Annotated in this window: 17 protein-coding genes; 10 read left to right on the top strand and 7 right to left on the bottom strand. The window is 37.8% G+C overall.

What is annotated here, in order from left to right; all coding sequences use genetic code 11:
- Positions 1 to 5: 5 nt before the first annotated feature.
- Positions 6 to 632, bottom strand: coding sequence for a YhcH/YjgK/YiaL family protein (locus KTR06_RS04255; protein ID WP_217290000.1), 627 nt, complete (start codon positions 630 to 632; stop codon positions 6 to 8).
- Positions 629 to 1,237 carry an RNA polymerase sigma-70 factor gene (locus tag KTR06_RS04250; RefSeq protein WP_004313621.1) on the bottom strand — a complete coding sequence of 203 codons (609 nt, stop codon included), beginning with the start codon at positions 1,235 to 1,237 and terminating at the stop codon, positions 629 to 631. The genes KTR06_RS04255 and KTR06_RS04250 overlap by 4 nt, the downstream gene beginning before the upstream one ends.
- 164 nt (positions 1,238 to 1,401) lie before the next feature.
- On the opposite strand from KTR06_RS04250, the gene KTR06_RS04245 reads away from it, so the two are divergent.
- Together KTR06_RS04245 and KTR06_RS04240 are read left to right on the top strand one after the other, a co-directional pair.
- Positions 1,402 to 2,394, top strand: a complete 993-nt coding sequence (locus tag KTR06_RS04245) for a FecR family protein (RefSeq protein WP_217289999.1) — start codon at positions 1,402 to 1,404, stop codon at positions 2,392 to 2,394.
- Between the two features lie 365 nt (positions 2,395 to 2,759).
- Complete coding sequence (locus KTR06_RS04240; RefSeq protein WP_217289998.1) at positions 2,760 to 2,906, top strand: hypothetical protein; 147 nt, start codon at positions 2,760 to 2,762, stop codon at positions 2,904 to 2,906.
- Between the two features lie 232 nt (positions 2,907 to 3,138).
- On the opposite strand, the gene KTR06_RS04235 is transcribed toward KTR06_RS04240, so the two are convergent.
- Genes KTR06_RS04235 through KTR06_RS04215 form a run of 5 tightly spaced genes read right to left on the bottom strand, consistent with a single transcriptional unit; the run spans position 3,139 to position 11,355 of the window.
- The gene (locus KTR06_RS04235) at positions 3,139 to 4,092 is read right to left on the bottom strand and encodes a DUF4999 domain-containing protein (protein WP_217289997.1); all 954 of its coding nucleotides are present in this window, start codon (positions 4,090 to 4,092) and stop codon (positions 3,139 to 3,141) included.
- Between the two features lie 23 nt (positions 4,093 to 4,115).
- A complete protein-coding gene (locus tag KTR06_RS04230) occupies positions 4,116 to 5,315 on the bottom strand; it encodes a DUF1735 and LamG domain-containing protein (RefSeq protein ID WP_008647359.1) in 1,200 nt (399 codons plus the stop codon).
- An 8-nt stretch (positions 5,316 to 5,323) separates the two neighbouring features.
- Positions 5,324 to 6,457: a glycoside hydrolase family 18 gene (locus KTR06_RS04225; RefSeq protein ID WP_120143618.1), complete on the bottom strand. Its 1,134-nt coding sequence runs from the start codon at positions 6,455 to 6,457 to the stop codon at positions 5,324 to 5,326.
- 27 nt (positions 6,458 to 6,484) lie between these two features.
- Positions 6,485 to 8,035, bottom strand: a complete 1,551-nt coding sequence (locus KTR06_RS04220; RefSeq protein ID WP_217289996.1) for a SusD/RagB family nutrient-binding outer membrane lipoprotein — start codon at positions 8,033 to 8,035, stop codon at positions 6,485 to 6,487.
- 17 nt (positions 8,036 to 8,052) lie between these two features.
- Complete coding sequence (locus KTR06_RS04215) at positions 8,053 to 11,355, bottom strand: TonB-dependent receptor (protein ID WP_217289995.1); 3,303 nt, start codon at positions 11,353 to 11,355, stop codon at positions 8,053 to 8,055.
- A gap of 379 nt (positions 11,356 to 11,734) precedes the next feature.
- On the opposite strand from KTR06_RS04215, the gene KTR06_RS04210 reads away from it, so the two are divergent.
- The 8 genes from KTR06_RS04210 to KTR06_RS04175 all read left to right on the top strand — a co-directional run bounded on the left by KTR06_RS04210 (position 11,735) and on the right by KTR06_RS04175 (position 25,070).
- Complete coding sequence (locus tag KTR06_RS04210) at positions 11,735 to 12,970, top strand: site-specific integrase (protein ID WP_008022203.1); 1,236 nt, start codon at positions 11,735 to 11,737, stop codon at positions 12,968 to 12,970.
- A 624-nt stretch (positions 12,971 to 13,594) separates the two neighbouring features.
- Complete coding sequence (locus tag KTR06_RS04205) at positions 13,595 to 16,408, top strand: SusC/RagA family TonB-linked outer membrane protein (protein ID WP_217289994.1); 2,814 nt, start codon at positions 13,595 to 13,597, stop codon at positions 16,406 to 16,408.
- Positions 16,409 to 16,419: 11 nt separating this feature from the next.
- Positions 16,420 to 17,994 (top strand): SusD/RagB family nutrient-binding outer membrane lipoprotein, encoded by a 1,575-nt coding sequence (locus KTR06_RS04200; RefSeq protein WP_254306393.1) that lies wholly within the window; start codon positions 16,420 to 16,422, stop codon positions 17,992 to 17,994.
- A gap of 25 nt (positions 17,995 to 18,019) precedes the next feature.
- On the top strand, positions 18,020 to 19,156 hold the full coding sequence (locus KTR06_RS04195; protein WP_008022208.1) for a glycoside hydrolase family 18: 1,137 nt from the start codon (positions 18,020 to 18,022) through the stop codon (positions 19,154 to 19,156).
- Between the two features lie 58 nt (positions 19,157 to 19,214).
- Positions 19,215 to 20,321, top strand: coding sequence for a DUF1735 and LamG domain-containing protein (locus KTR06_RS04190; RefSeq protein ID WP_230297096.1), 1,107 nt, complete (start codon positions 19,215 to 19,217; stop codon positions 20,319 to 20,321).
- 154 nt (positions 20,322 to 20,475) lie between these two features.
- Positions 20,476 to 22,659, top strand: a complete 2,184-nt coding sequence (locus tag KTR06_RS04185; RefSeq protein WP_217289993.1) for a DUF4838 domain-containing protein — start codon at positions 20,476 to 20,478, stop codon at positions 22,657 to 22,659.
- 97 nt (positions 22,660 to 22,756) lie between these two features.
- Entirely contained in the window at positions 22,757 to 24,085 is a 1,329-nt protein-coding gene (locus tag KTR06_RS04180; RefSeq protein WP_004306233.1) for an MFS transporter, read from the top strand.
- Positions 24,086 to 24,101: 16 nt separating this feature from the next.
- Entirely contained in the window at positions 24,102 to 25,070 is a 969-nt protein-coding gene (locus tag KTR06_RS04175; RefSeq protein ID WP_004306232.1) for a 1,4-beta-mannosyl-N-acetylglucosamine phosphorylase, read from the top strand.
- Positions 25,071 to 25,074 lie beyond the last annotated feature (4 nt).

The raw sequence follows: 25,074 nt of genomic DNA, 5'->3' as shown, positions 1-25,074 counted from the left end.
TTTGTTTAAGGGATATATTCGATTTTAGCAACGATTACTCGTATCTCTTCCGGTTCTTTCCCGGCTTTTACTAATGCCTGATGGAAGTTTTTAGGGAAGAACATGAAGAATGTGTCCGGAGTGGAATCTACATATTTTATTTTTTTGGCTTTGTAGAAAGTAACATCCGGTTTATATTCGGTGATAGGCTCCGCATATTCGGCTGAAGTAATTCCGAAACGTTCGGTACCTTTTACTACATATTGCAGATCGATGCCGTGGCGGTGTGCTTCAATTTTACGTTTACTGACATCTTGTGTTGTTGCATCCTGTACATTGATGTAGCAGTGTTCACCATCTACTTCGTATCGTCCGGCAGGCATATTTACGAGGTCGTGGGTAGCTAGCCATTGGAAAGTCTTGTCCCACACTTTCTTGTTCTTGTGATATTGTGAGGCAAACTCCTGATAATCGGTTGTCTTATGAGGCATTGCTTTCAGCCCGTTCGCCCATTCTTGCTTCTGTGGCCATTGGCGGGCTTGTTTAAGAGTCCAGTTGTCAGCAGATTCTTGTGAATATACATTTTCTGTGAAGAAGAAAAGAAAAAGTCCGATAAACAGGCTTGAACTACTAAATACGAAGTTTGATTTCATGATTGTTCGAAAAAATTAGGTCCGAAAATAAGTATGAATAAAGGTAGATAGTCTTTTAAAGCTACTCGTAATAGCTTTAAAGCTTGTCCAATTCTGTAATTAATTGTTTGTGGAGATACATTCAGTTTCTCGGCAATTTCTTTATGCGTCAGATGTTGATTACGGTTCATCTCGTAGGCTTCGAGATATTCTTTCGGAAGTCTTTTTAATGCTTCTTCATATAGACGGAAAAGCTCATCACTCAAATAGAAGTCCGGGTTATTGAGCTCACTATCATATTTATCTACGATTTCCTGATGTACTTTTCGTTTAATCTCAAAATGGGAAAGACGGTTGAGGGCTTTGTTCTTGACAATCGTAAAAAGAAGAGTTTTGAGTGTCAGATCTTCCATCAGAGTACAACGGTTTTCCCACAGCCACATCATTGTTTCCTGCACAATCTCCTCTATTTCTTCCTGCTCACTTACGTATTGAGAACAAAAAGCACATAGCCTACGGAAATAATGTCTGTAGACGACGTCAAAAACTTTTTCTTCTCCTGCTTTTAGGGCAGTAATAACGGACTTATTATTATTAATATCCAAATATATCGGAGATTGTGACATTCTCTTTTAATTTATGTAAGACAAAAATAATGAAAGAAGTAGATAAATGAAATAAAAATGCGAGAAAAAATATTTTTTTCTTTTTTCGTTTAGTATATTTGTACTCACAACTGTATTACTACAAAGGTTTTATAGTTTTTTTATTGTAAAAAGGTTAAATGAGCATGGATGAAACTATCTTGTTGAATTATCTGCAGGGTGAATGTAATGATGAAGAAGCTGCCCGGGTGGAAACTTGGTGCGAGGAAGAACCGGGGAATCGGAAAACTTTAGAGCAACTTTATTATACTCTTTTTGTAGGTGAACGTATAGCGGTGATGAATGCTATAGATACAGAGGCGTCATTAGATAAATTTAAGTCGGCTATCAGAGAAAAGGAGAAAAAGACTAAACGGAAAAATATCTCAATCCGTTGGGGGCGTTATGCTACTGTGGCTGCTGCTTTTCTTACCGGGCTTGTTTTTGCCGGTGGAATTGCCTGGGGATTACTTTCCAATAAACTTTCAGATTATGAGGTGATAACTGCTGCCGGACAGAGAGCACAGACTGTACTGCCGGATGGTAGTAGGGTATGGCTGAATGCATCTTCTAAATTAGTTTATCATAATTCTTTCTGGAGTTCGGATCGCCAAATCGATTTATCAGGTGAAGCTTATTTCGAGGTTTCCCATGATAAACATGCTCCATTTATCGTGAACAGTAAACAAATCAAGACTTGTGTGCTTGGTACGAAATTTAATGTGCGTGCGCGTGAAGAAGAGAATAGGGTAGTGACTACCTTGCTTCAAGGTTTGGTGCGGGTGGATTCTCCACGAACGGAAGAGAATGGCTATTTGCTGAAACCGGGACAGACATTGAATGTGAATACGGATACTTATCAGGCAGAGTTGATTGAATATAACCAACCTACGGATGTGCTCCTGTGGATGAAAGGTAAGTTGGAATTCAAGCAACATTCTTTATTGGAAATAACCAATATTATGGAGAAGTTGTATGATATTAAATTTATCTATAAGGATGATGCTTTGAAATCAGAACGGTTTACCGGTGAATTCTCTACTGATAGCACTGCTGATGAAATACTGAATGTTTTGATGCATACAAATCATTTTTCTTATAAGAAAGACGGACGGATTATTCGGGTGATGAAGAAATAAGATATAAATAAGTCTTTTTACAGGGGGATTCTTAACTCATTAAGAATCCCCCTTTCCTTTATGGCTTTCTTAGATCATTAGAGAAACAAGTGTTTGATCGAAAATTTTGTTTTGGTGCAGTTTTGAACAAACTTCACCGTGGTGAGCCCATCTAAATAGAATTAGTTAAAAACCGCATTCAGCTTTCAGTCTACTTAAAAAGTTCCTTTTCATCGGTGCTTTTGGCTGAACGCGAACCTGAAAACAAAAAGGAGATGTAAATAGTCTCTTTTTTAGAGTCTCTATTTACCTTCAATAGAGCCGCTGTTTGAGTGAAACATAGCCTTCGTTTTATGCGAATAGAGACTCTGATTTACTAACCCGGCATGTCAACGACTTTAATCCGACATATCAATGTCGCTCCTAAGAGGCTGAAAGCATTCTCCCTATCCAGAATCCCTTCCTGCGGGGGATACAAAAATCCGGTTTCAGCCGTTATCGCTCTTTATCAAGGCGTTTACGAACAAAACTGAAACGGCTGAAACCGGATAATAGCGTAAAGATTCAGTAGGAGAAATTTAATTCAAAACCATAAGTCATAAGAAAGATGTACAAAGATGAACTAACAAGTAGAGATCTGGAGTATTCTTTTGGGAGATAGATTGATAGTCTGGAAGTATGTTTGTGAAGTATGTTTCTAAAATAGAGGGTAATCCATTGGATTACCCTCTATTTTATCATTTCTATGTTACCTATTCATTATGTTTATTCACTTTTGGGTTCGTAAACATTAAATTCTGTAACATCCATACGACCGTTTGTAGAGATAGTGATAATCTGATATTTTAGATATCGCGTAGTAATAGGAGAGATGAACGTGATGTTTTGTGTACTATTACCGGGTATTGCTAATGAACTCAATGATTTCCATGTCGTACCATTTTCAGACTGTAATATTTCCACTTCTCTAGGAGCATATGCATTTCCCCAATGATTCGTTTTGATGCCTGTTAAAACCTTAGTTTCTCCTAAATCAACGGTGAACCAGAAGCCTTTATTATTCAGAGCAACGTCAGTTCCAGTCTTGCCATCAATTAAATTATTAGGTGCGCCGTCTACTCCTTCTTCCACATTAACAATCCAACCTGCACGATTACTGATAAGTTGGCTATTGCTAGGAGTACCACTTTTTAGATTACAGTAGGCAGCTTTATTAATGATGACAGGTAAGATACTTAAATTACTGCTAATGACAGTGTTCTTATCATTGGTAGTTACATTACTGATTGATACACTGAAAGAGAAACTTGTTTTTTCCATGATACTGGCGAATATCGTTGGATCGACCGTTGCAGTGATTTCTTCAGAAGTCATCTGTCCTTCTTTGAGAGTAACCTGTGAGGAACTTAAAACGATCTGGCTTGCATCAAGCCCTTCTGTTTCACTTTTTACACTTAATGCGATAACCATATCTGTAGAGACTGCTTTCTGTGTTTTTACAGTAAAAGCCATCTTAATTTCATCTCCTCCGATTCCATTCGCATCATGAGTCAGATTAAACTTTTTGACGTTACCTGACAAGTAGTCATTTCTCTGTAGAGACACATACGTAGCATTCCACTCGTTAAAAGCTTCTTCATCATCACTACAGGACGAAATGAAAGGAACAAACAAGCCGAGTAGGGCTGCTATTGATAGTGATTGAAATATATTTTTCATATGTACATACGATTAAATTATTACTATTTCCATTCGGTAGATTTGTCTGTAGATAAAATACCGTCAATCCAGGTAGGAGTAGCAGAAGTTGTCAAAGTATGACCTTTACCGGTTGCATCTTCGAACACATTACCTTGTCCTTCATTGAATCGCCAATAAGCTTCCAAACCTACAGATTTAGGGCTAACTTGCGTCATGTTATTCTGAATTTGAGAAGCGGAACGAACTACGGACCAAATACGTGCTTCACTCATCAAAATTTTACAGTTTCCCCATCTACTATAAGAATCATCACCTAAGCAGAACCAATTTACATCAGAGAAAGTTGTAGCTCCTGTTGGTATACTCAACACACCCGAATCAACTCCGTTTATGTAAAGTCGATAGTTGGAACCATCACAGACCAATGCTAAATGTTGCCATTCGTTTGGCTTGAAAGAATTACTTGGATTCAAATAAAGCCGGTTACGTCCTACAATCTGTACTAATGAATGTGCCTTATAATTTTCATTGTCACTTTGAGGATCCTCAAAACGTAAAAGGATGAAGTTTGCATCATCTCCTCCGTTCTTAAAGACTGCACGGTCACGGTCAGCTGTGTTGGCTACCTGAAAACGAACCTCTATCGTATATTGTGAATACGTTTCGGGAGATTCTGTGAATTTATTAGCTTTTAAACTAGGAGCGCCAACAAACATTGGAGCTGAAAATTCGATAATACTTTCTGCCAAAATAACAAAGGTTCCGGTATTTTCCATCGGTGAAATACTTCCATCCTGCAATACAAGTTTTACAGGCAGTGCATATGATTCTCCTGACTTCATCATTTCCTGGCTAAAGGCTTTCAAAGCAATAGAAAGGGCATCAGTAGCATATTGTCCGGCTTTCACTGTAATGGTTTCCGGTAATGTATAATATCCTTCGGGCAACATTATATATCCGGTTCCATTTATATGGTTATAAGCATCCAATACTGATTGATCTGTGACCAGCTTATAGTGATTATCAGTAGAAGAAAGATTACTTAGATGCACATTTAAGGTAGTAAAGCTTTCTCCAGAAGCTTGTACTGTTACTTTCTGACTTGTACTGGAAAGTGCTTCTTCAATATAAGCATGTGTATCTAAAGTATCGTATTTTGCATCTCCACAACTTACTATACTTCCTAAGCCTGTAATGACTGCGGAGAAGCATAAAATTTTTATATAATTCATACGTTTCATAGTTTACATTAATTTTTAAGTAATGAATGTGATGACGGGTTCATAATTTGAATAGCACGGCGTATATTCTTATATTCCGGTGAGGTACCAAATTCAGCTTCCATGTGATAAGTTCCTACCCCGCCTTTACGGAAACCATTTCTAGGCTGCCAACGTGCCATGCCTTCTAAAGATTTCATGCTATTTCCATAACGGTCGGTATAAGGATAACCACCATCCATGGCAGCATCGGTTGCCTCAAAATTTTCGGTCATTATGGTTCTTTTTGTAATTAGCTCTTCGGACATTACTCCACCGAAAGTTTCTACCAATCCCGGTCCCCAAACCTTACCGTCAATCAGTCGTTTGTCTAGATTTGAATCACTACCAGGTTTATAGGCCTGAATAATGAAATAATCAAAGTAAGTTCCAATTTCAGGCTTGGTAGTAATTCTTTGAGGTTCACCATCAATAACCAGTAGTCTTCCTGTTCCAGACTTTGGACCCAGATACTTGCCTAGTTCATCAATAAAGAAAAACAAATGTTCATCTTTATCAACTATATTTCCTGTGTATGGTCCAGCCACAGGCTCATAATCTATATCAAATCCGTCGTAGCCATATAGATTTAAAGTATCTATAATAGCTTTTGCGTATTTGCGTATTGAAACTTCTACTGCCTGTATGTTACTTTCGTCTGAAGGATATTCCCAAAATGCGTTAATCGCTTCTTGCTCACTATTATATCCCATTTCTTCCCAATTATCCAGTATGTTTTGAGGAGTTAATTTGTCTCCTACAGAACCGATAATTGAACAGTATACAATTTTTGTACCTTTCATGTTTTGGCAAAAAGCCATATCCTTACGTTGAGCTTCTGAAAGATTTGTTCCATTATCCCAGATAGAAACGATATCTACGCTATCCGGGATACCAGCCAGAGAACTTTTCATAAAAGCGCCTTCACCACTCCAGCCACCAAACCAACCAAATGCTACCTGATGATCTGTCTGCTTATAGGCACGCAAGGCCGCATAATATTCATCCGATACGATCGATTCGGGAAAAGTTTTTGTTTCCGATTCCGTCCAGTCACTGCAACCGATCAATGAGGTCGTTGCCAGTGATATGAGTACAATGTATAATAAATAAATTTTCTTCATAAAAGTTCTTTTTATGCATTATATAAATTAGTTCTTCTTAGCCCACTTTAAGTCAGTAGCTTCGTTATCAGCACTGCCTAGTTCTGCTACTCCCAGATCATAATTGGCTTTATTGTTTTGTGCCTCTGTATAAGGGAAGCTTAAACGACGCATACCGCGTTGGCTGCTCACACCACAATCTGATAGATTGTCGATACAAGGATAAAGTTCCGGATAACCTGTACGGCGATATTCAGCCCATGCTTCCAATCCTAATGGATAATTGGCGATCCATTTTTGAGTAATGACACGTTGGAAATTCTTTCCATTTACGTTGTCAGCCTCACTGTCATCCCACATCACACTCACTGTATTGGTAATTGTAGCAGTAGCATTTTGCACAGCATCACTTTCATGTGATACGACAGGAGCTTCGTCAATCTTCATGTATTCAGTGGCTGAAACCTGATATTGTTCCATTGACAAATTAATACCATCTTCATAATAGGCTTTTGCTGTTTTAGAACCGACATTCCAACCACGCAATTTTCCTTCTGCACGTAAAAACGCTGTCTCTGCAGCACAGAAAACCATTAATTTAGAAGTTGCCGTATATGCAGGAATAGAGAATCCTGCTGCATCTGCCTTTTTAAAATCGGCATCTCCAGTACGCATACCTACATATTTATCTGTTTTCCCGGCAAGGGTAGACTTATTAAAGAACTTCGGCATACGTGGATCGCCATATGCATTCATATAATCTACAATATTTGCATTCACACGCAGATCACCCCAACTTACAGCTGCCAGTTGATATGGATTACTCTGTGTGCCACAAGAAAGCATAGCATTATCCGAATTACTTTCAATCAATCCTGCTTTATGTGTTACTGCTGCTTCAGCTGCCTCTTGAGCAATGCCAGGCCATGTTCCGCTGATTCGCATAGCAACACGTAAACGCATTGAATTGGCTAGCTTAGCCCAACCTGAATAATTTCCATCGAAAACCGGGTCATTGGCACCTAATGGTGCGTTACCATTAGTCTCTACATAATAATTATAAAGAACGTCAGCAGCATTAGCTAAATCACTTAATATATTTGCATAAACTTGTTCCTGAGTATCATAAGAAACATAAAAATTACCTTTCTTTACTTGACTATAAGGCATCGGTCCATAACAGTCTGCTACACGAAGCATCGTTATTGCACGTATCATACACGCAAAAGCATAATAATGTCCCGTAGAATTAGTTGCTTCCTGTATTTGGAAAAAGTTTCCATATATTTTTTCAAACGGAGTGTTCCAGGGGGTAGCATTCCAGGCATCACTCTGATTGAATGTGCTGAAGTTTGTACCACTCCATGTGTTAGAACAGCATAGATAGCCGCCCAGCTGTCCCACCATCTGATCTTGCATTTGAGAGTCATTCTGTTGAATATTCACAATTGTTTCAATCATAGACTTCATCAAAGTCGCAGGGTCTGCATCATGAATTTGATATTGATTCGTATTATACTCCTCAAATTTATCGGTACAACTTCCTGCCAGTAACAACAGAGCGGCACCGACTGTGATATTTCTTAAATATTTTCTCATAACATTAGCTTTTTCTTTTAGAATTGAACTTTCACATTAAAACCGAAGTTACGCAAGCTAGGTTGCATAAAGTAGTCTACATTCATATAATAGTTACTGGAGGTAGAGGCAGACAATTCCGGGTCGAATGGGGCTTTACAATAAATCATCCATAAATTACGTCCTACAATACCAAAAGTAACATTCGCCACATTTTTAAACCATCTTTTAGGAAGTGTATAGTTTAGACTTAATTCCTGCAAACGTACATTGGTTGCACTATATAGATAATAACGACCGTAGCCACCTTCACCCGTACCAATAGTCTGGTAATACTTTTGGGCGTTAACTTTGCCGTTATTAATAGGTATACCACCATTATCACGAACCGTTGCAGATGTTTCGGATACTCCATAATAATCTAAAATACCTTGAGTAGCCGAATAAGCTAATCCGCCTACACGGGCTGATAATACAACTCCTAAATCAATTCCTTTATAAGTGAAATGATTGGTCCATCCGAGATTGAAATCAGCATCCAGATTACCTACTTTTACCGGAGTGTTTGATGAAGTGATACCCAGATTACCATTCTGATCGACTTTTATATTACCGTTATTGTCTTTTGTCAGTTGGTTGTATACATAGATATCAGTCATGGAACCTCCTTCTGTCAGGATGACGCGAGGAGCTACATTCTCTTTACCTAACCAACCCACATTCATTTCATCCATTTGGATAGCTTCTCCTGTCACGGGATTCACGCTACCGCTTGCCAGTCGTTTCACCTTGTTACGGTTTAGAGTGAAGGTTGCATTAGAAGACCATCCGAATCCTGCCCATTTATCACTGAATCCTAAAGCTAATTCAATACCCTGATTTTGCACGTTACCAGCTTGTACAATCGCTTGTTTATATCCGGAAGAAGAGGGGATATCTACCTTAAATGTTTGGTTCAGTGTGTTAGAACGATAGTAAGTAGCGTCTAAATTAAAACGATTTCCCCAGAATTTCAAGTTCAAACCGATTTCCCAGGATTTAGTCTTTTCAGGTTTCATATTGTCCATCGGATATACGGTCGGATTCGCCCAGTTATGTGTCTGGCTGTTGTATTCGTACCCCGGATTAGTAAGGAAACGATCGAAAGAAGAGGCTACCACTGTATACGAACCGCGTATTTTAGCATAAGAAATCACCTCTGGTAGTTTAACCATTTCTGATAATAAAGCCGATAAACCGACTGACGGATAAAAGAACGATTTTTGTTTGGAGAATGCGAGTTTTGAATCCCAGTCATTACGTCCGGTTACGGTTAGATACAGTTGATTTTTCCAACTTAATTCAGCACTGGCAAAAATACTTTGAATTTCATCTTCATATCCGGTAGGATCCGGTTTATAGTTGGCAGAGAAATTAATATTGTTGATCTGGAAGAAGTTGGGGATAACCAGGTCACCTGCAATATATAACTGATCCATTGAAGTATGATATATGGAAGCACCAACATTGGCTGTTAAATGAAAATCACCAAATGTTTTATCTATATTAGCCAGGAAATCGGCATATAAAGAACGTTCCTGACGCATGGCATCTTCAAAACCACCACTTACACCACAGAATGTTGTTAATGTAGAAGCTGATTTTTCGTTTTTATTCCGGTAGTCGGAATTGTCCAGATTGACGCGACCGACAACATTGAGCCAATCTGTAGCCTGCCATTTCAAAGAAGCGTTCATCATATAACGTTTTTTGTTGGAAGTACGGTTGATGCGATTTTGTATCCAATATGGATTTTGTAATGACAAACTTGCATCACCATAAGGCCAATATTGTTCCATATAGCCGTAGTTAGTATTATAACGTTCATACAAACGAATTTCGTCAAAGTTGTCTCCACGAGGGAATAGATACAGTGATGGGAGAGGGTTATAATACTGTCCTTGAGAAACCATGTTTTTGTTGTTCTGAACGATATATTGTGCACCGATATCCAGAGTAAGTTTATCATTCAGGAAATGGGTGGTATTACGTGCCGTAAAATTATAACGGTTATAGGAGTTATTCGGAAGAATTCCACCGGAGTTAGTTGTAGAAGCAGAAAGATAGGTCTGGTTTTTGGTATTTCCTGTAGATAATGCTACCGAATTGATAACATTGGATCCTGTTTCAAAGAAGTCAGATGGGTTATATCGACGGTTTGTCAATTCTCCCCAGCTGAATAATCCGGAACTTGTACCATAACGGTTCTGCATATCCGACATAATATATGCTTTAGAGAAAGTAGTACTGTTGGATACTGTTATGGTAGTTTTCTCAGTTTGGCCTTTTTTAGTAGTAATTAAAACAACACCGTTTGCCGCAGCAGAACCATATAGTGCTGCCGCAGAAGGACCGGTCATCATACTAATACTAGCAATATCATCCGGATTTAAGTCAGCAACAGCATCTGATCCTCCCATCTCTCCAAATAATCCTTCGCCACCGCTTTTTCCTGTATTAAAAATAGGTACACCATCAATTACATACAATGCATTGTTATCTTTAGTCAGAGATTTCATACCACGCATAACAACACGTGTGGCACCACCAGCACCGGTTGCACCACTATTAATTTGAACACCGGCAACCTTTCCTGATAGTGAATTCATAAAATTGGCGTCCTTTACAGCTGTCAATTCGTCACCTTTTACCTCTTGTACATTATAACTTAACGCCTTAGTTGCACGCTTGATACCCAATGCAGTAACAACTACTTCGTCCAATACTTGCGTATCTTCTCCTAAGGTTACTTTTATAGGTTGTGCGTTGGCAAGCGTGATTGTTTGGGAGGCATAACCGATATAGGATACTTCAAGTACATCACCTTTAGCTGCTTGTATTTTGAAATTTCCATCCATATCAGTGATAGTACCATTTGAAGTTCCTTTTACCAAAATACTAACTCCAATCAATGGTTCTCCTTTTGAATCAGTAACAGTACCACTTGCAGTAATTGGTGTTTTTTTCTGCTGCTCTTCTTTATTACTCTTCGCAGAAAGTACAATATGATTATCTACTATTGAAAAACTGACATTAACTCCTCTGAATAACTGATTCATTACATTATTCAAAGATTCTTTTGTTACCTTGATAGATATGACACGATTTATATCGACATCATTTGTGTTATAGACTACTGACATTGAAGTTTGTTTCTCAATTTCTTTCAAAGCAGTGTTCAAGGGTACTTTCGATAGATTAAGAGTGATCGTTCGTTCTTGCCCATAAGCTGAAGCAAAACACGAAACCAACAAAAGGAAGAATAACAAGTGTGAGAACTTGTGTTTTATAATTTCTTTCATCTTATTCTTTTTAATTAGAAATAGTTTTTAGAGAGTTTGTAATTAGAAGCGGTAAATGTGATTACCGTTTTCACACAAAGGTTTCATGTATCTCTGTTTCTCATAATTAATAAATTTAAAGGTTACACTTAAAATAAATTCCATAAGCGCTTATTCAATAGTAATACATTTTATGTTGTAACCTTACTAAACGAAGATAAGATTTTTTTTATCAAAAAAATAGAATAGGTAGATTCTTATTTGAAAAATAAATACTCAAATATTTGATAAATAGAATCTTATGTACTTATTAAAATCAGACTGATTTATTACATTTGCATACATTTTGCATACAATATATGTATGCTTTACCTATTGTATAGATATAAATATTCATTTTATGTTCAAATATTCAAAAGATGGAATTTCGGTTTTAACCATATTAGATACCAGAAGAGCAAAAAAGAGTGGACAATTTCCTGTTAAAGTTCAAGTGGTATATAGAAGAAAGCAAAAATATTACTCAACTGGGAAGGAATTGTCAAAAGAAGATTGGGCAAGGTTATTAAAAGTAAAAAGCCGGTTATTGGCAGAAATTCGATCAGATATAGAGAGTAGTTTTTCAACTATTAAGCAACAAGTTAACGAACTGATACAAAAAGGAGAATTTAGTATTGAAACATTAAGCGCCAGGTTAGGAAGGCAGATGAATGATATGACTTTGCGCAGTGCTTTTCGCTTAAAAATGAAAGAACTGGAAGCCAATGAACAAGCAAACACTTACTTAAATTATCAAAGTGCTTTAAAAAGTTTAGAAGATTTCGGAGGTTCCACTATACCTTTGGAAAACATTACAATTGATTGGCTTAAACGTTGTGAAAAATTTTGGATATCAGAAGGTAAAAGCTATTCAAGCATAAGTATTTATTTCCGAGCTTTAAAGTGTGTCTTAAATCGTGCTGTACATGATGGTATCATAAAAGAATCATCTTTTCCTTTTGGAAAGAATAAATATGAAATTCCTGAAGGGTGTGGACGTAAATTAGCACTTACTCTTTCTGAAATAAAAAAAGTAATGTCTTATCAATGTGAAACAAAAGATATAGAAGAATTTAGGGATCTCTGGGTGTTTTCTTATTTATGTAATGGCATTAATTTTATGGATTTATTATTTCTTCAGTATTCAAATATTATGGATGGAGAAATATGCTTTGTACGCTCTAAGACATCTCGAACTACCAAACATAACAAAGAGATACATGCAATCATTACTCCTGAAATGTGGAATATTATTCAAAAATGGGGTAATCCAAGATTAAGCCCGCAAACGTATATTTTTAAATATGCTAGAGGATCTGAAGATGCCTTTGAAAAGATTAGATTGGTACGGCGTATTATAACCAAATGTAACAGAAGACTTAAAAAAATAGCCCAAGACATTGGAGTTTTTCAGTTGACGACTTACACGGCAAGGCATTCTTTTGCTACAGTATTAAAACGTGGAGGTGCGAAAACCTCATATATTTCTGAAAGCTTGGGACACTCTAACTTATCTGTAACCGAGCACTATTTAGCATACTTTGAAAAAGAGGAAAGAATAAGGAATGCTCAATTATTGACTAACTTTAATCTCTAGATTAATACATTTGCATGCAAATTGTATGTACAATGAAAAATGGACCAATAATTGATATAGGATAAAAGTGAGTATAATATTAAAAAACGCATATTCAGATTACCTATAATTTAGAATATGCATCTTGTTATCAGGAGTGTTTTGAAAACCGCAGGGATTTCCACTTTAGCCAAACGTAATTCAAATAAAAAAGGATAATATTGTTGCAAATTATTCTTTTTATCGCCCGCGTAGTGATAGAATAATATCTAATATTGATAATATTAATCAAATGAAAAGATTCCGTTCTTTGTATTATCGGCACTAACTAGAAGAAAACAACTACTATAAAACAAGTTATTATTATTCTTTAAATGATTTGTTAGGTTCCATTTAAAGAATCAAAATGTTCCACACCGAGAAACGAAGTGATTCTCGGTGTGGAACATTCCTGAGAAAACGTCTTTTATCGAATATTCATACCGCATATATGAATAAAAACAATTTAATTACTGCATATTCATGTGCAATCTTACTAACTTTTTCTTTCATTCATTGATTTTGCTCAATTGTATTTAGCCTGATATCTTAAAAATAGAACATCTAATCTATTTATCTAACAAGAATTGGATCTAGAGAAAGTATATGAAACTGATTTTCTCCCAAGCAATCACACTTACCAACGCACAACCCTTGAAAGTTACCCTAGGAGAAGATACGCAAGTATTGGATGAAGTAGTTGTTACTGCATTGGGTATCAAGCGGTCAGAGAAAGCATTGACGTATAATGTACAACAGGTGAAAGGGGATGAACTTACAACTGTAAAGAGTACTAACTTTATGGGAGCACTGGCTGGTAAAGCAGCAGGGGTACAGATTAATTCTAGTGCTTCAGGTCCAGGCGGTGGTGTAAAGGTTGTAATGCGAGGTGCTAAATCTATTACGCAGAATAATAACGCTCTCTATGTGATTGATGGTATTCCAATGTATAATCGTGCTTCTTCCGGGGGTGATGGAGCTATGGCTACACAACCGAGCAGTGAATCAATAGCTGACATTAATCCGGATGATATTGAGAGCATGTCGTTGTTGACAGGACCTTCTGCAGCTGCATTGTATGGATATGAAGGAGCTAATGGAGTAGTATTAATTACTACCAAGAAGGGACGTGCTGATAAGACAACCGTGACTTATAGTAATAATACCACATTCAGTGATCCTATGATGATGCCTAAGTTTCAAAACACTTATGGTAATATGACAGGTGAAATGATGAGCTGGGGATTAGAAACTGATAAGAGATACGATCCTGCAAATTTTTTTAATACAGGAAGCAATGTATCCAATGCACTTTCTCTCTCTACAGGTAATGATAAGAGTCAAAGCTATATCTCTGTAGCCACAACTAATGCAACAGGCATTATGCCCAATAATGACTATGATAGATATAATTTCTCATTCCGTAATACTACCAACTTCTTGAATAATAAGTTTATTTTGGATACAAGTGCTAACTATATTATTCAAAACGATAAGAATATGGTATCGCAAGGGCAGTATTTTAACCCGCTTACTTCTTTGTACTTGTTCCCACGTGGCGAAGATTTTTCTGATGTAGCTGTATACGAACGTTATGATGATTTGTCGGGTGTAAATACTCAGTATTGGCCATATGGTGATTTAGGCGGTGTTTCGTCTCAAAATCCTTATTGGATTATGAATCGTATGAATCGTGAGAACGATAGAAGACGTTATAAATTGGCTGCTAGTCTACAATATAACATCATTGAAGGGCTAAATGTACAAGGACGTGTGAGCATCGATAACACCGAAAGTAAATACACCGAAAAATTCCACGCAGGTACGGTCGGTAATTTTGCTGGTCCAAAAGGGCGATATAAAGAAGAAAACCGTCTAGACAGACAAGTGTATGCTGATGTATTGGCGAACTTCAATAAAACGTTCAATGAATTTAATGTAACGGCCAATTTGGGTGCTTCTATTAAGGATCTTCGTATGGAGTTGACTTCTTTACATGGAGACTTGAACAATGTAACTAATCATTTTACCATCGAAAACCTTACACGCAGTGGTTATTATAAAGTAAATGCTGATGGTTTAAAGCGTCAGACACAATCAGTTTTTGCCAATGCGGAAATAGGCTGGAGAAGTTTTCTCTACTTAAGTCTCACCGGACGTGCTGACTGGGATTCTTCTCTGGCTCTTTCAGAAAGAGGAAATAAACCGTTTTTCTATCCTTCTATTGGTCTTTCAAGCATTTTGAGTGAAGTTATTGATTTGCCTGAATGGTTCTCATTCTTAAAAGCACGTTTTTCTTTCACTTCGGTGGGTAATGCCTATGATCCATATTTGACAAAGGTACGTTATGTTTATGATGATCAGCTTGACCAATATAAAGCAGAATCCTTGTATCCAAACTCTGATTTGAAACCAGAAATTACTAAATCTTATGAGGCGGGATTGAATATGCGTTTCTTCAAGAATACATTGAATTTTGATATTACTTATTACAACTCTGATACACGTAACCAAACATTCGCTGCGCCTCTTCCGGCAAGTTCTGGGTATACGGCTGTTAACATCCAAGCAGGTAGTGTACAGAACCAAGGTATAGAGATGGCCTTAGGATATAAAAATGAGTGGCGTGATTTCGGTTGGTCCAGTAATTTTACTTTTACTTATAATAAGAATAAAATTAAAAGATTGGCTGATGGTGTTACAAACAGAATTACGGGGGAACCGATTGAAATGCCTTATGTAGACAAAGCAAGATTAGGAGGCTCTACTTCACCGGTAGTACGCCTGACAGAAGGTGGTTCTATGGGAGACCTGTATATCAACCGTGACTTTAAACGCGATAATAATGGTTATATCTATTTGGATGCCAAGACAGGTTTGCCAAGTATGGTGGAAACCGAATATAAGAAAATCGGTTCATTGCTTCCAAAGGTTAATTTAGGATGGAGAAACTCATTTACTTATAAAGGTTTACGTCTGAATATATTGTTAAGCGGACGTTTTGGTGGTTTGGTTGTATCTAATACACAAGCTTTCCTTGATCGTTGTGGTGTTTCCGAATATAGCGCACAACTTCGTCAGGCTGGAGGAGTAACCATCAATAACAGAAATGTATCCGCTAAGGATTATCTCGGCATAGTAGCGGCTGGTACTGGTGAAGGTGACCACTATGTATATGAAGCAACCAATATTCGTTTGCAGGAGGTTAGTCTTGAATATACACTCCCTAAAAAGTGGTTGTATAACATTGCTGATGTAATATTAGGTTTAATCGGAAATAATCTGGGCATGATATATTGCAAGGCACCGTTCGATCCTGAATTGGTTGCGTCATCTACCAGTACATTCTATACTGGTGTGGATTATTTCATGCAACCTAGCTTGAGAAACATGGGATTTAGTATAAAAGTACAATTCTAATAAAGCAACGAATGATGAAAAGATTCAATATAATTAAGACTGTAAGCGTGGCAGCTTTCACTACTACTCTGCTATTCGCTTCATGTACGGGAAACTTTGACGAATTAAACACACATCCAACAGACGTGTATCCCGAAGATATGACTCCGACGGAACGGGTCGGTACGTTGTTTGTGGCTATGACTCGCTTATTGAATGCCTGTCAGGAAAATAACAGTCAACACACTGAACAAATGGTAGGGCAGTATGGCGGGTATTTTGCAACAACTGCTCCTTGGAATGGTACTAATTTTGGAACATTCAATCCTAGTGCTGACTGGGTAGATGTTCCTTATAAAGATATGTTTACAGAGTTTTATCCGAATTTCCAGACAATAAAAGAATCTACAGGAGGTACCGGATATATTTATGCGTGGGCATCTATTCTGCGGGTCGGTGTTATGCTTCGTGTAGCTGATATTTATGGTCCTATCCCTTACTCTGAAATGGGAAAAGGAGAATTCCAAGTGGCATATGACGATGTGAAAACACTCTATCATAATATGTTTGATGATTTGACACGTAGTATCAATGTACTTTCGGCATTTGTTCAGGAAAATGAAGGAAAAGAAGTACCTGTTGCCGAATATGATATCATATATAATGGTGATTTTAGCAAATGGATCAAATACGCTAACTCATTAAAACTTCGTATGGCCGTACGTATCGCTTCTAATACTGAAGATACAGAATATGCCAAACAAATGATGGCGGAAGCGATTGATGGCGGAGTAATAGAATCTAATGATGATAATGCCTTTTTTCCATCTATGCCATATAACCCATTTTGGATTGCTTCAGATTGGGGTGATTTAGCTATCAATGCAACACTTTCTGCATACATGAATGGATATAATGATCCACGTATCAGCAAATATATGAATACCTCGACTTCGTATAGAGAGTATCGTGGTGTACGTATGGGTATTAAAGATACAAGTAAAAGCGTTGAAGGTAGTGCTGCAAGGTACTCTAAACCAGCTGTAACAGATGCTTCTCCTATGCCAGTTTTTTATGCGGCAGAGACTTATTTCTTAAAAGCTGAAGCGGCTTTACAAGGATGGATTGCAGGTGGAACAGCGGCAGCTAAGAGTTACTATGAACAAGGTATTCAAATTTCAATGAATCAATATGGCGTAGAGATTGGTGATTATCTTTCAAGTACAGTTGTTCCTCAAGGGTATACAGATCGATGGAACTCTCAAAATAATATTTCATTTACTGATGTTCCTACTGTTGCATGGGAAAACGGAAGTAATAAACTTCAGAAGATTATTACTCAAAAATGGATTGCCAACTATCCATTGGGAATCGAAGCGTGGTGTGATTATCGCCGAACTGGTTATCCTGAATTGTTTACGGTGCGAGATAATCTAAGCTCTGTTGGTTATATCGGTGATATTGATAGTAAACGTATGGTACGTCGTTTACCATATCCTACAACGGAAAAATCTAGTAACTCAGCCAATGTAGAAGCAGCTATTGCAACTATGTTAGGTGGTCCGGACACCGGAGCTACAGATTTGTGGTGGGCGAAAAAGAATTAATTTTTAACCTGATAAAATATAGAATATGAATATAAAGCATATAAAAAATGCATTCGGATTTGCATTTGCCGCTATATTCTTCGTTGGATGTACGGATGTGGAATCTATTAATGATGTTGATTTGAATCAAACAATTAAAACTGATGAGTATTATGCTGCTTTGCGCAAGTGGAAAGAAACACCGGGACTTCCACAAGTGTTCGTTTGGTTCGACAATTGGACAGGAACTTCCCCTACCGGTGAAAATAGCTTGAGAGGTCTGCCTGATTCTGTAACCATTGCTTCCAACTGGGGTGGGCATCCGAAATTTGAATTAACTTCGGAGCGAAAGGCTGATATGGAATATGTACAAAAAGTGAAAGGCACAAAGGTTGTTGTTACCTTATTTTCTCAAAATGTAGGCGACGACCTTCCGGATAAAGAAATTTATCACGAAGCTGGAACCAGTAGTGATCCGGAAAAGGTGAGGCCTGCAATTAAAGCCTATGCAGAGGATATTTATAAAGCTTGTCTTGAATGTGGATATGATGGTTATGACTGGGATTATGAGCCTGGTGGTGGAATGGGAGTTGGTCCGCTTTGGTCAAATAAAGTACAGAGAACTATTTTTGTCGAGGAACTTTCCTACTGGTTTGGACATGGTGCTATGGATCCTAACCGCGATCGTGGAGATCGCCCTATGCCAGAGAAACGCCTTCTTTTCTTGATTGATGGTGAGGTTGGAATCCGAACAGGTATGGATAAAGAATGGCTTTCATACTATGTAGACTATTTTGTATTGCAAGCTTATGGTGGAATGGCAGATTATAGAATGACAGGCGTGTTGCGTGATATGGATGATTGGATACAACAGGGGATTATTACTCCAGATGAAATTGTCCGTAGAACCATAGCTACCGAGAATTTTGAATCGTATGCTAATACTGGAGGAGGATTCCTGGGTATGTCAAACTACGTATATAAAAATACTTATACTGTTAATGGAAAACCTTATGAAATAGACCAGTTAATTGGTGGATGTGGTCTTTATCGTGTAGGCTTTGACTATGCACAAGGTAAGGGCGATTATGATGGTTCACCGGAATATTATTTCTTGCGTCAGGGAATTACAAACATATATAGGAATTTCTATGATCGCATGAATGCTGCCAACGAAGAATAATGATTAAACGAATTTTATAAGAATGAAAATTATGAAATATATCTATTTATCAAGTCTTATGATTGCATTGTCAGCATTCTTTCTTATAGGATGTGAGAATGCAGAATACAAGGCACAGTCAAACAGCCTTTACATAACAGATGCGGCTGGTACAAACAATGCTACTACTGTTACCATGGATGATGGTGCAGACATTAACGTTGTTGTGCGTTTAGCTCAAAAAGTTATGGAAGATGTGGAAGTGGAAATCCAGTTCTCTCCTGAATTACTGGCTGAATACAATGCAACTAGCGGTACGGAATATGAAGTCTTGCCAGCCGATATGCTTCCAAAGAATGCGACAGTGATAATTCCGGCAGGTGAAATTAGTGCTAATTATCGACTTCATGTGGATGATTTTGTGACTAATGGTATTACTTATGCCATTCCTCTTACATTAGGAAATGTTATAAAAGGTAATATTGTAAAATCAAAAGCTCAAAGTAAATTTATTTATGTATTAGCTAAGCCTTTGAATGTTTCTGTTCCTGTATTACGTGGTAATGCCGGAAATGTAACAACACTTCCTGAAACGGATTGGGGAATTACAGTAGATGCATGGACATTGGAAGCATGGGTACGTATGGATGGTTATAGTATAAATAATCAGGCTATTTTCACTTCCGGAAGTAATGATCATGAAATCTATATCCGTTTTGGAGATGCCAATAGGCCTTACAATTATCTACAGATAAAGTCTTTGGGAGGTCAAAAACAAACAGCCAGTGATTTGGAAGCAAACACTTGGTATCATTGGGCTTTCGTTTATAATGGAACAACACTTACCATTTATAGGAATGGAAAACAAGATACCTTCTTTGATCCTCCTGCACCGAAAGGTGGAAGCGTACGCTTTGATTTTATGAAAATAGTGGATAGTGGTAGCTATTTCCGTAATAATTGTGCTATGAGTCAGGTTCGCCTATGGAAAGTAGCTCGTACAGAATCGGAGATCGCAAACAATATGTATTTTGAAGTTAATCCTAAGAATCCTAATTTGATTGCCCTTTGGCCAATGGATGAAGGAGATGGCACTTCCTTTAGAGATGCTACAGGAAACGGACACAATGCAACATCTAATGGTGCACTTCAAAGGTGGGAACATAATATCCGATTTGATAAATAAAATGTTTTAGGCTAATAATTCATTGAAAGAGGAGGATATGTCGCAGAGGCATATCCTCTTTTTTATATGTTAAAGTATCCATAATTTATTAGAACTTTATTCTCCTGAATTGTACTTCTAGTAAATGCTCATATAAACTTAAATTCTAACAAACATGAAACATTGGTTATTATCTGTTTTGCTGGTGGTATGTGGTACTGTTTCAGCACAAATAACACTCGTAAAAGATGGCAAAAGTAGTGCTCGCATCATTGTGCAGGACAAGATGCCAAATAGTAAGACGTCAGCGCAATTCTTACAACGTTTTCTTACTGAAATTTCGGGAGTTGCACTTCCTATTGAAAATGATAAAACTCCTCGGAAAGGAGATATTCTCATTGGTGGTCAATCTCCGGCGGAAGTAACAGAGGATGGATTCTCTATTTCTACTCAAGATGGTATTCTAAAAATATCTGGTAAAGAAAACGGTGTTGTATATGGGGTTGTTACTTTATTGGAGCAATATTGGGGTATCGATTATTGGGGAGAGAATGAATATTCTCTTACCCCTTCAAAAACGGTGAACTTACCCTTCATTAATAAAGTCGAGAATCCGGGCTTTCGTTACCGTCAGACACAATGTTATGCTATCCATACAGACTCTATTTATAAGTGGTGGAATCGTTTAGAGGAACCGAATGAAGTGTTTGCTGCCGGTTATTGGGTGCATACTTTTGATAAGCTTCTGCCTTCATCCATTTATGGGAAAGAACATCCGGAATATTATTCTTACTTCAAAGGAAAACGCCACCCGGGAAAGGCCAGTCAGTGGTGTTTGAGTAATCCGGAGGTTTTTGAGATTGTAGCTCAACGTGTTGATTCTATTTTCAAAGCAAATCCAGATAAGCATATCATGTCTGTAAGTCAGAATGATGGTAATTATACAAATTGTACGTGTGATGCTTGTAAGGCAATTGATGATTATGAAGGAGCATTATCAGGAAGCATAATCACTTTTCTGAATAAGTTGGCTGCCCGTTTCCCGGATAAAGAATTTTCCACATTGGCTTATCTATATACTATGAATCCTCCGAAACATGTGAAACCTTTGCCGAATGTGAATATTATGCTATGTGATATTGACTGTGACCGTGAAGTAACTTTGACGGAGAATGCTTCGGGAAAAGAGTTTGTGAAAGCCATGGAAGGATGGTCTAAGATTACCAATAATATTTTCGTGTGGGATTACGGTATTAACTTTGATAATTATCTGGCTCCATTTCCTAATTTCCATATTTTACAGGACAATATCCGTCTTTTCAAAAAGAATCATGCCACCATGCATTTCTCTCAAATAGCAGGGAGCAGGGGAGGAGATTTTGCAGAACTTCGCGCTTATTTAGTGTCAAAGTTAATGTGGAATCCCGAAGTTAATGTAGACTCATTGATGCAACATTTTCTGCATGGATATTATGGGGAAGCAGCGCCATATCTTTATCAGTACATAAAGATAATGGAAGGCGCATTAATCGGTAGTGGACAGAGGTTGTGGATATATGATTCACCCGTATCACATAAGTATGGCATGCTAAAGCCCGCTTTGATGCGTCGTTATAATCATTTATTTGATTTGGCTGAAAAGGCTGTTGCAGCAGAACCCGATTTCTTAAAACGAGTTCAACGGGCACGTCTGCCAATTCAGTATTCAGAACTGGAAATAGCACGAACGGAGACAGAAAAAGACTTGGTAGATATCAATAAAAAGTTAGACCTTTTTGAGGAACGCGTGAAAGAGTTTCAAGTTCCGACATTGAATGAGCGTTCCAATTCACCGGTAGACTATTGTAAATTGTATAGGGAACGTTACATGCCGCAAAAAGAAAAAAGTTTGGCTTTGGGCGCAAAAGTTACTTATCTAATTCCTCCTACGGGAAAATATGCGGCATTAGGAAAAAACGCATTGGTTGACGGTTTGTTTGGTGGAGCAACCTTTGTTGATAGCTGGATTGGTTGGGAAGGAACCGATGGTGCATTCGTTATAGATTTGGGCGAAGCGAAAGAGATACATAGTGTGGAAACAGATTTTCTTCATCAAATAGGGGCCTGGATTCTTTTTCCTCTAAAGGTGGTTTATTCATACGCTGAAGACGGTGAACATTATACACATTGGAAAACGATTGATTTACCGGAAGAACGTACCGGTGAGGTAAAATTCCGTGGAGTCAAGGCTGAATCAGCCGAACCGATAAAAACTCGTTATGTGAAAGTAGAAGTCACCGGAACGAAAGAATGTCCGACTTGGCATTATGGTGTAGGTCATCCTTCGTGGTTCTTTATAGACGAAGTGATAATAAAATAAAAAAAGTAGGGGGAGACGTTAGTAGTTTCCCCCTTTTAGTTGTATTATATATAGATGGGTCAGAAAAATGTTTTTTTTCATCTATATACTATGATTTATGCAACAGAATAAAACTGCTTCTCAACGAAAAACTATTAACCCGGCTTGCTGGGTACCTACTGCTTATTTTGCAATGGGACTTCCCTTTATTGCTATTAATCTGGTTTCTGTTTTCATGTTTAAGGATCTTGGAATTTCGGATACGCAAATTGCATTCTGGACTTCTCTGATTATGATGCCTTGGACACTGAAATTTTTGTGGAGTCCTTTTCTTGAAATGTATCGGACGAAAAAATTCTTCGTATTGATTACAGAATTATTGAGTGGTGTATTGTTTGGAGTAGTAGCCTTTTCTTTGTTTTTCGATTACTTTTTCGCTATAAGTATCTCTACGATGGCAGTGATTGCCTTTAGTGGAGCAACGCACGATATTGCTTGTGATGGTGTATATATGGCTGAATTGAACAAGGAAGATCAGGCAAAATATATCGGAGTTCAAGGTGCTTTTTATAACGTAGCCAAATTGGTTGCTAATGGAGGATTAGTTGCTATGGCAGGAGCATTGGCAGAGCACTTCGGAGCAATAGAAGGTGCTTCGATAGATGCTAACAAAGGAGCGTATTCATCTGCATGGATGATTATTTTCGGCGTAATTGCGGCAATAATGGTACTGATCGGTATTTATCATATAAAAATGTTACCTTCTACACAGGTTCCGTCAACAACAAAGAAAACTGCATCGGAGGTTGGGCACGAATTGGTAGCAGTCATTGCTAACTTCTTTACTAAAAAGCATATTCTTTATTACATCTGTTTTATTATTTTATATCGTTTGGCAGAAGGCTTTATCATGAAAATAGCTCCGCTGTTTTTACGTGCGTCAAGAGATGTAGGCGGCTTAGGACTGTCGTTAACAGAGATCGGTACGCTAAATGGTATCTTTGGTTCCGCTGCTTTCGTTTTAGGCTCATTGTTGGCAGGTATTTATGTCTCTAAGTTCGGATTGAAAAAGACACTATTTACTCTCTGCTGTATTTTTAATCTTCCGTTTGTAGCCTATACCTTTTTGGCAGTTGCACAGCCTACTAATGTATATCTGATCGGAACTTGTATAACAATGGAATATTTTGGTTATGGCTTTGGTTTTGTCGGACTGACGTTGTTTATGATGCAACAGATTGCTCCAGGCAAACATCAAATGTCACATTACGCATTTGCTTCAGGAATCATGAATCTGGGAGTGATGCTTCCGGGAATGGTTAGTGGTTATCTTAGTGACTTATTAGGATATCGTAATTTCTTTATCTATGTGTTAATTGCAACTATTCCAGCTTTTCTGATTACTTATTTCATACCTTTCACGTATGATGACTCAAAAAATAAATAATATAAAATCAACGATTATGAATAAAATTCAAATTCCTTGGGAAGATCGTCCTGTCGGATGTACGGACGTTATGTGGCGTTACTCACAAAATCCAGTTATCGGACGTTATCATATTCCTTCATCTAATAGTATTTTCAATAGTGCTGTTGTTCCTTTTGAGGATGGTTTTGCAGGCGTATTCCGTTGTGATAACAAAGCTGTACAGATGAATATCTTTGCAGGTTTTAGTAAGGACGGAATTCATTGGGATATCAATCATGAACCTATTCAGTTTAAAGCAGGTAACACGGAAATGATTGAGTCGGAATATAAATACGACCCTCGTGTTACATGGATTGAAGACCGTTATTGGGTGACTTGGTGTAATGGCTATCATGGCCCTACGATTGGTATTGCCTATACTTTTGACTTTAAGGAGTTTTTCCAGTGCGAAAATGCTTTCTTGCCTTTCAATCGTAATGGTGTACTTTTCCCGCAGAAGATCGATGGCAAGTATGCGATGTTGAGTCGTCCCAGTGATAATGGACATACTCCGTTTGGCGATATATACATCAGCTATAGTCCGGATATGAAATATTGGGGTGAACACCGTTGTGTAATGAAAGTGACTCCTTTCCCGGAAAGCGCTTGGCAGTGTACGAAGATTGGTGCAGGTTCAGTTCCTTTCCTTACAGATGAAGGCTGGTTGCTGTTCTATCATGGTGTAATCACTACTTGTAATGGTTTCCGTTACGCTATGGGAGCTGCCATATTGGATAAAGATCATCCGGAAAAAGTTCTTTACCGTACACGTGAATATCTGCTTGGTCCGGCTGCTCCTTACGAACTTCAAGGTGACGTTCCTAATGTCGTATTCCCCTGTGCTGCTTTGCAAGATGGTGAACGTGTTGCTGTTTATTATGGTGCGGCAGATACTGTGGTAGGTATGGCCTTCGGATATATAAAAGAGATTATTGATTTTACGAAACGAACGAGTATCATTTAATAAA

This window comes from Bacteroides sp. MSK.20.12 (assembly GCF_019052435.1).
Lineage (GTDB): Bacteria > Bacteroidota > Bacteroidia > Bacteroidales > Bacteroidaceae > Bacteroides > Bacteroides xylanisolvens.
Note: the sequence above shows the minus strand (reverse complement) of the source record. Positions and strands in the feature narration are given on the sequence as shown.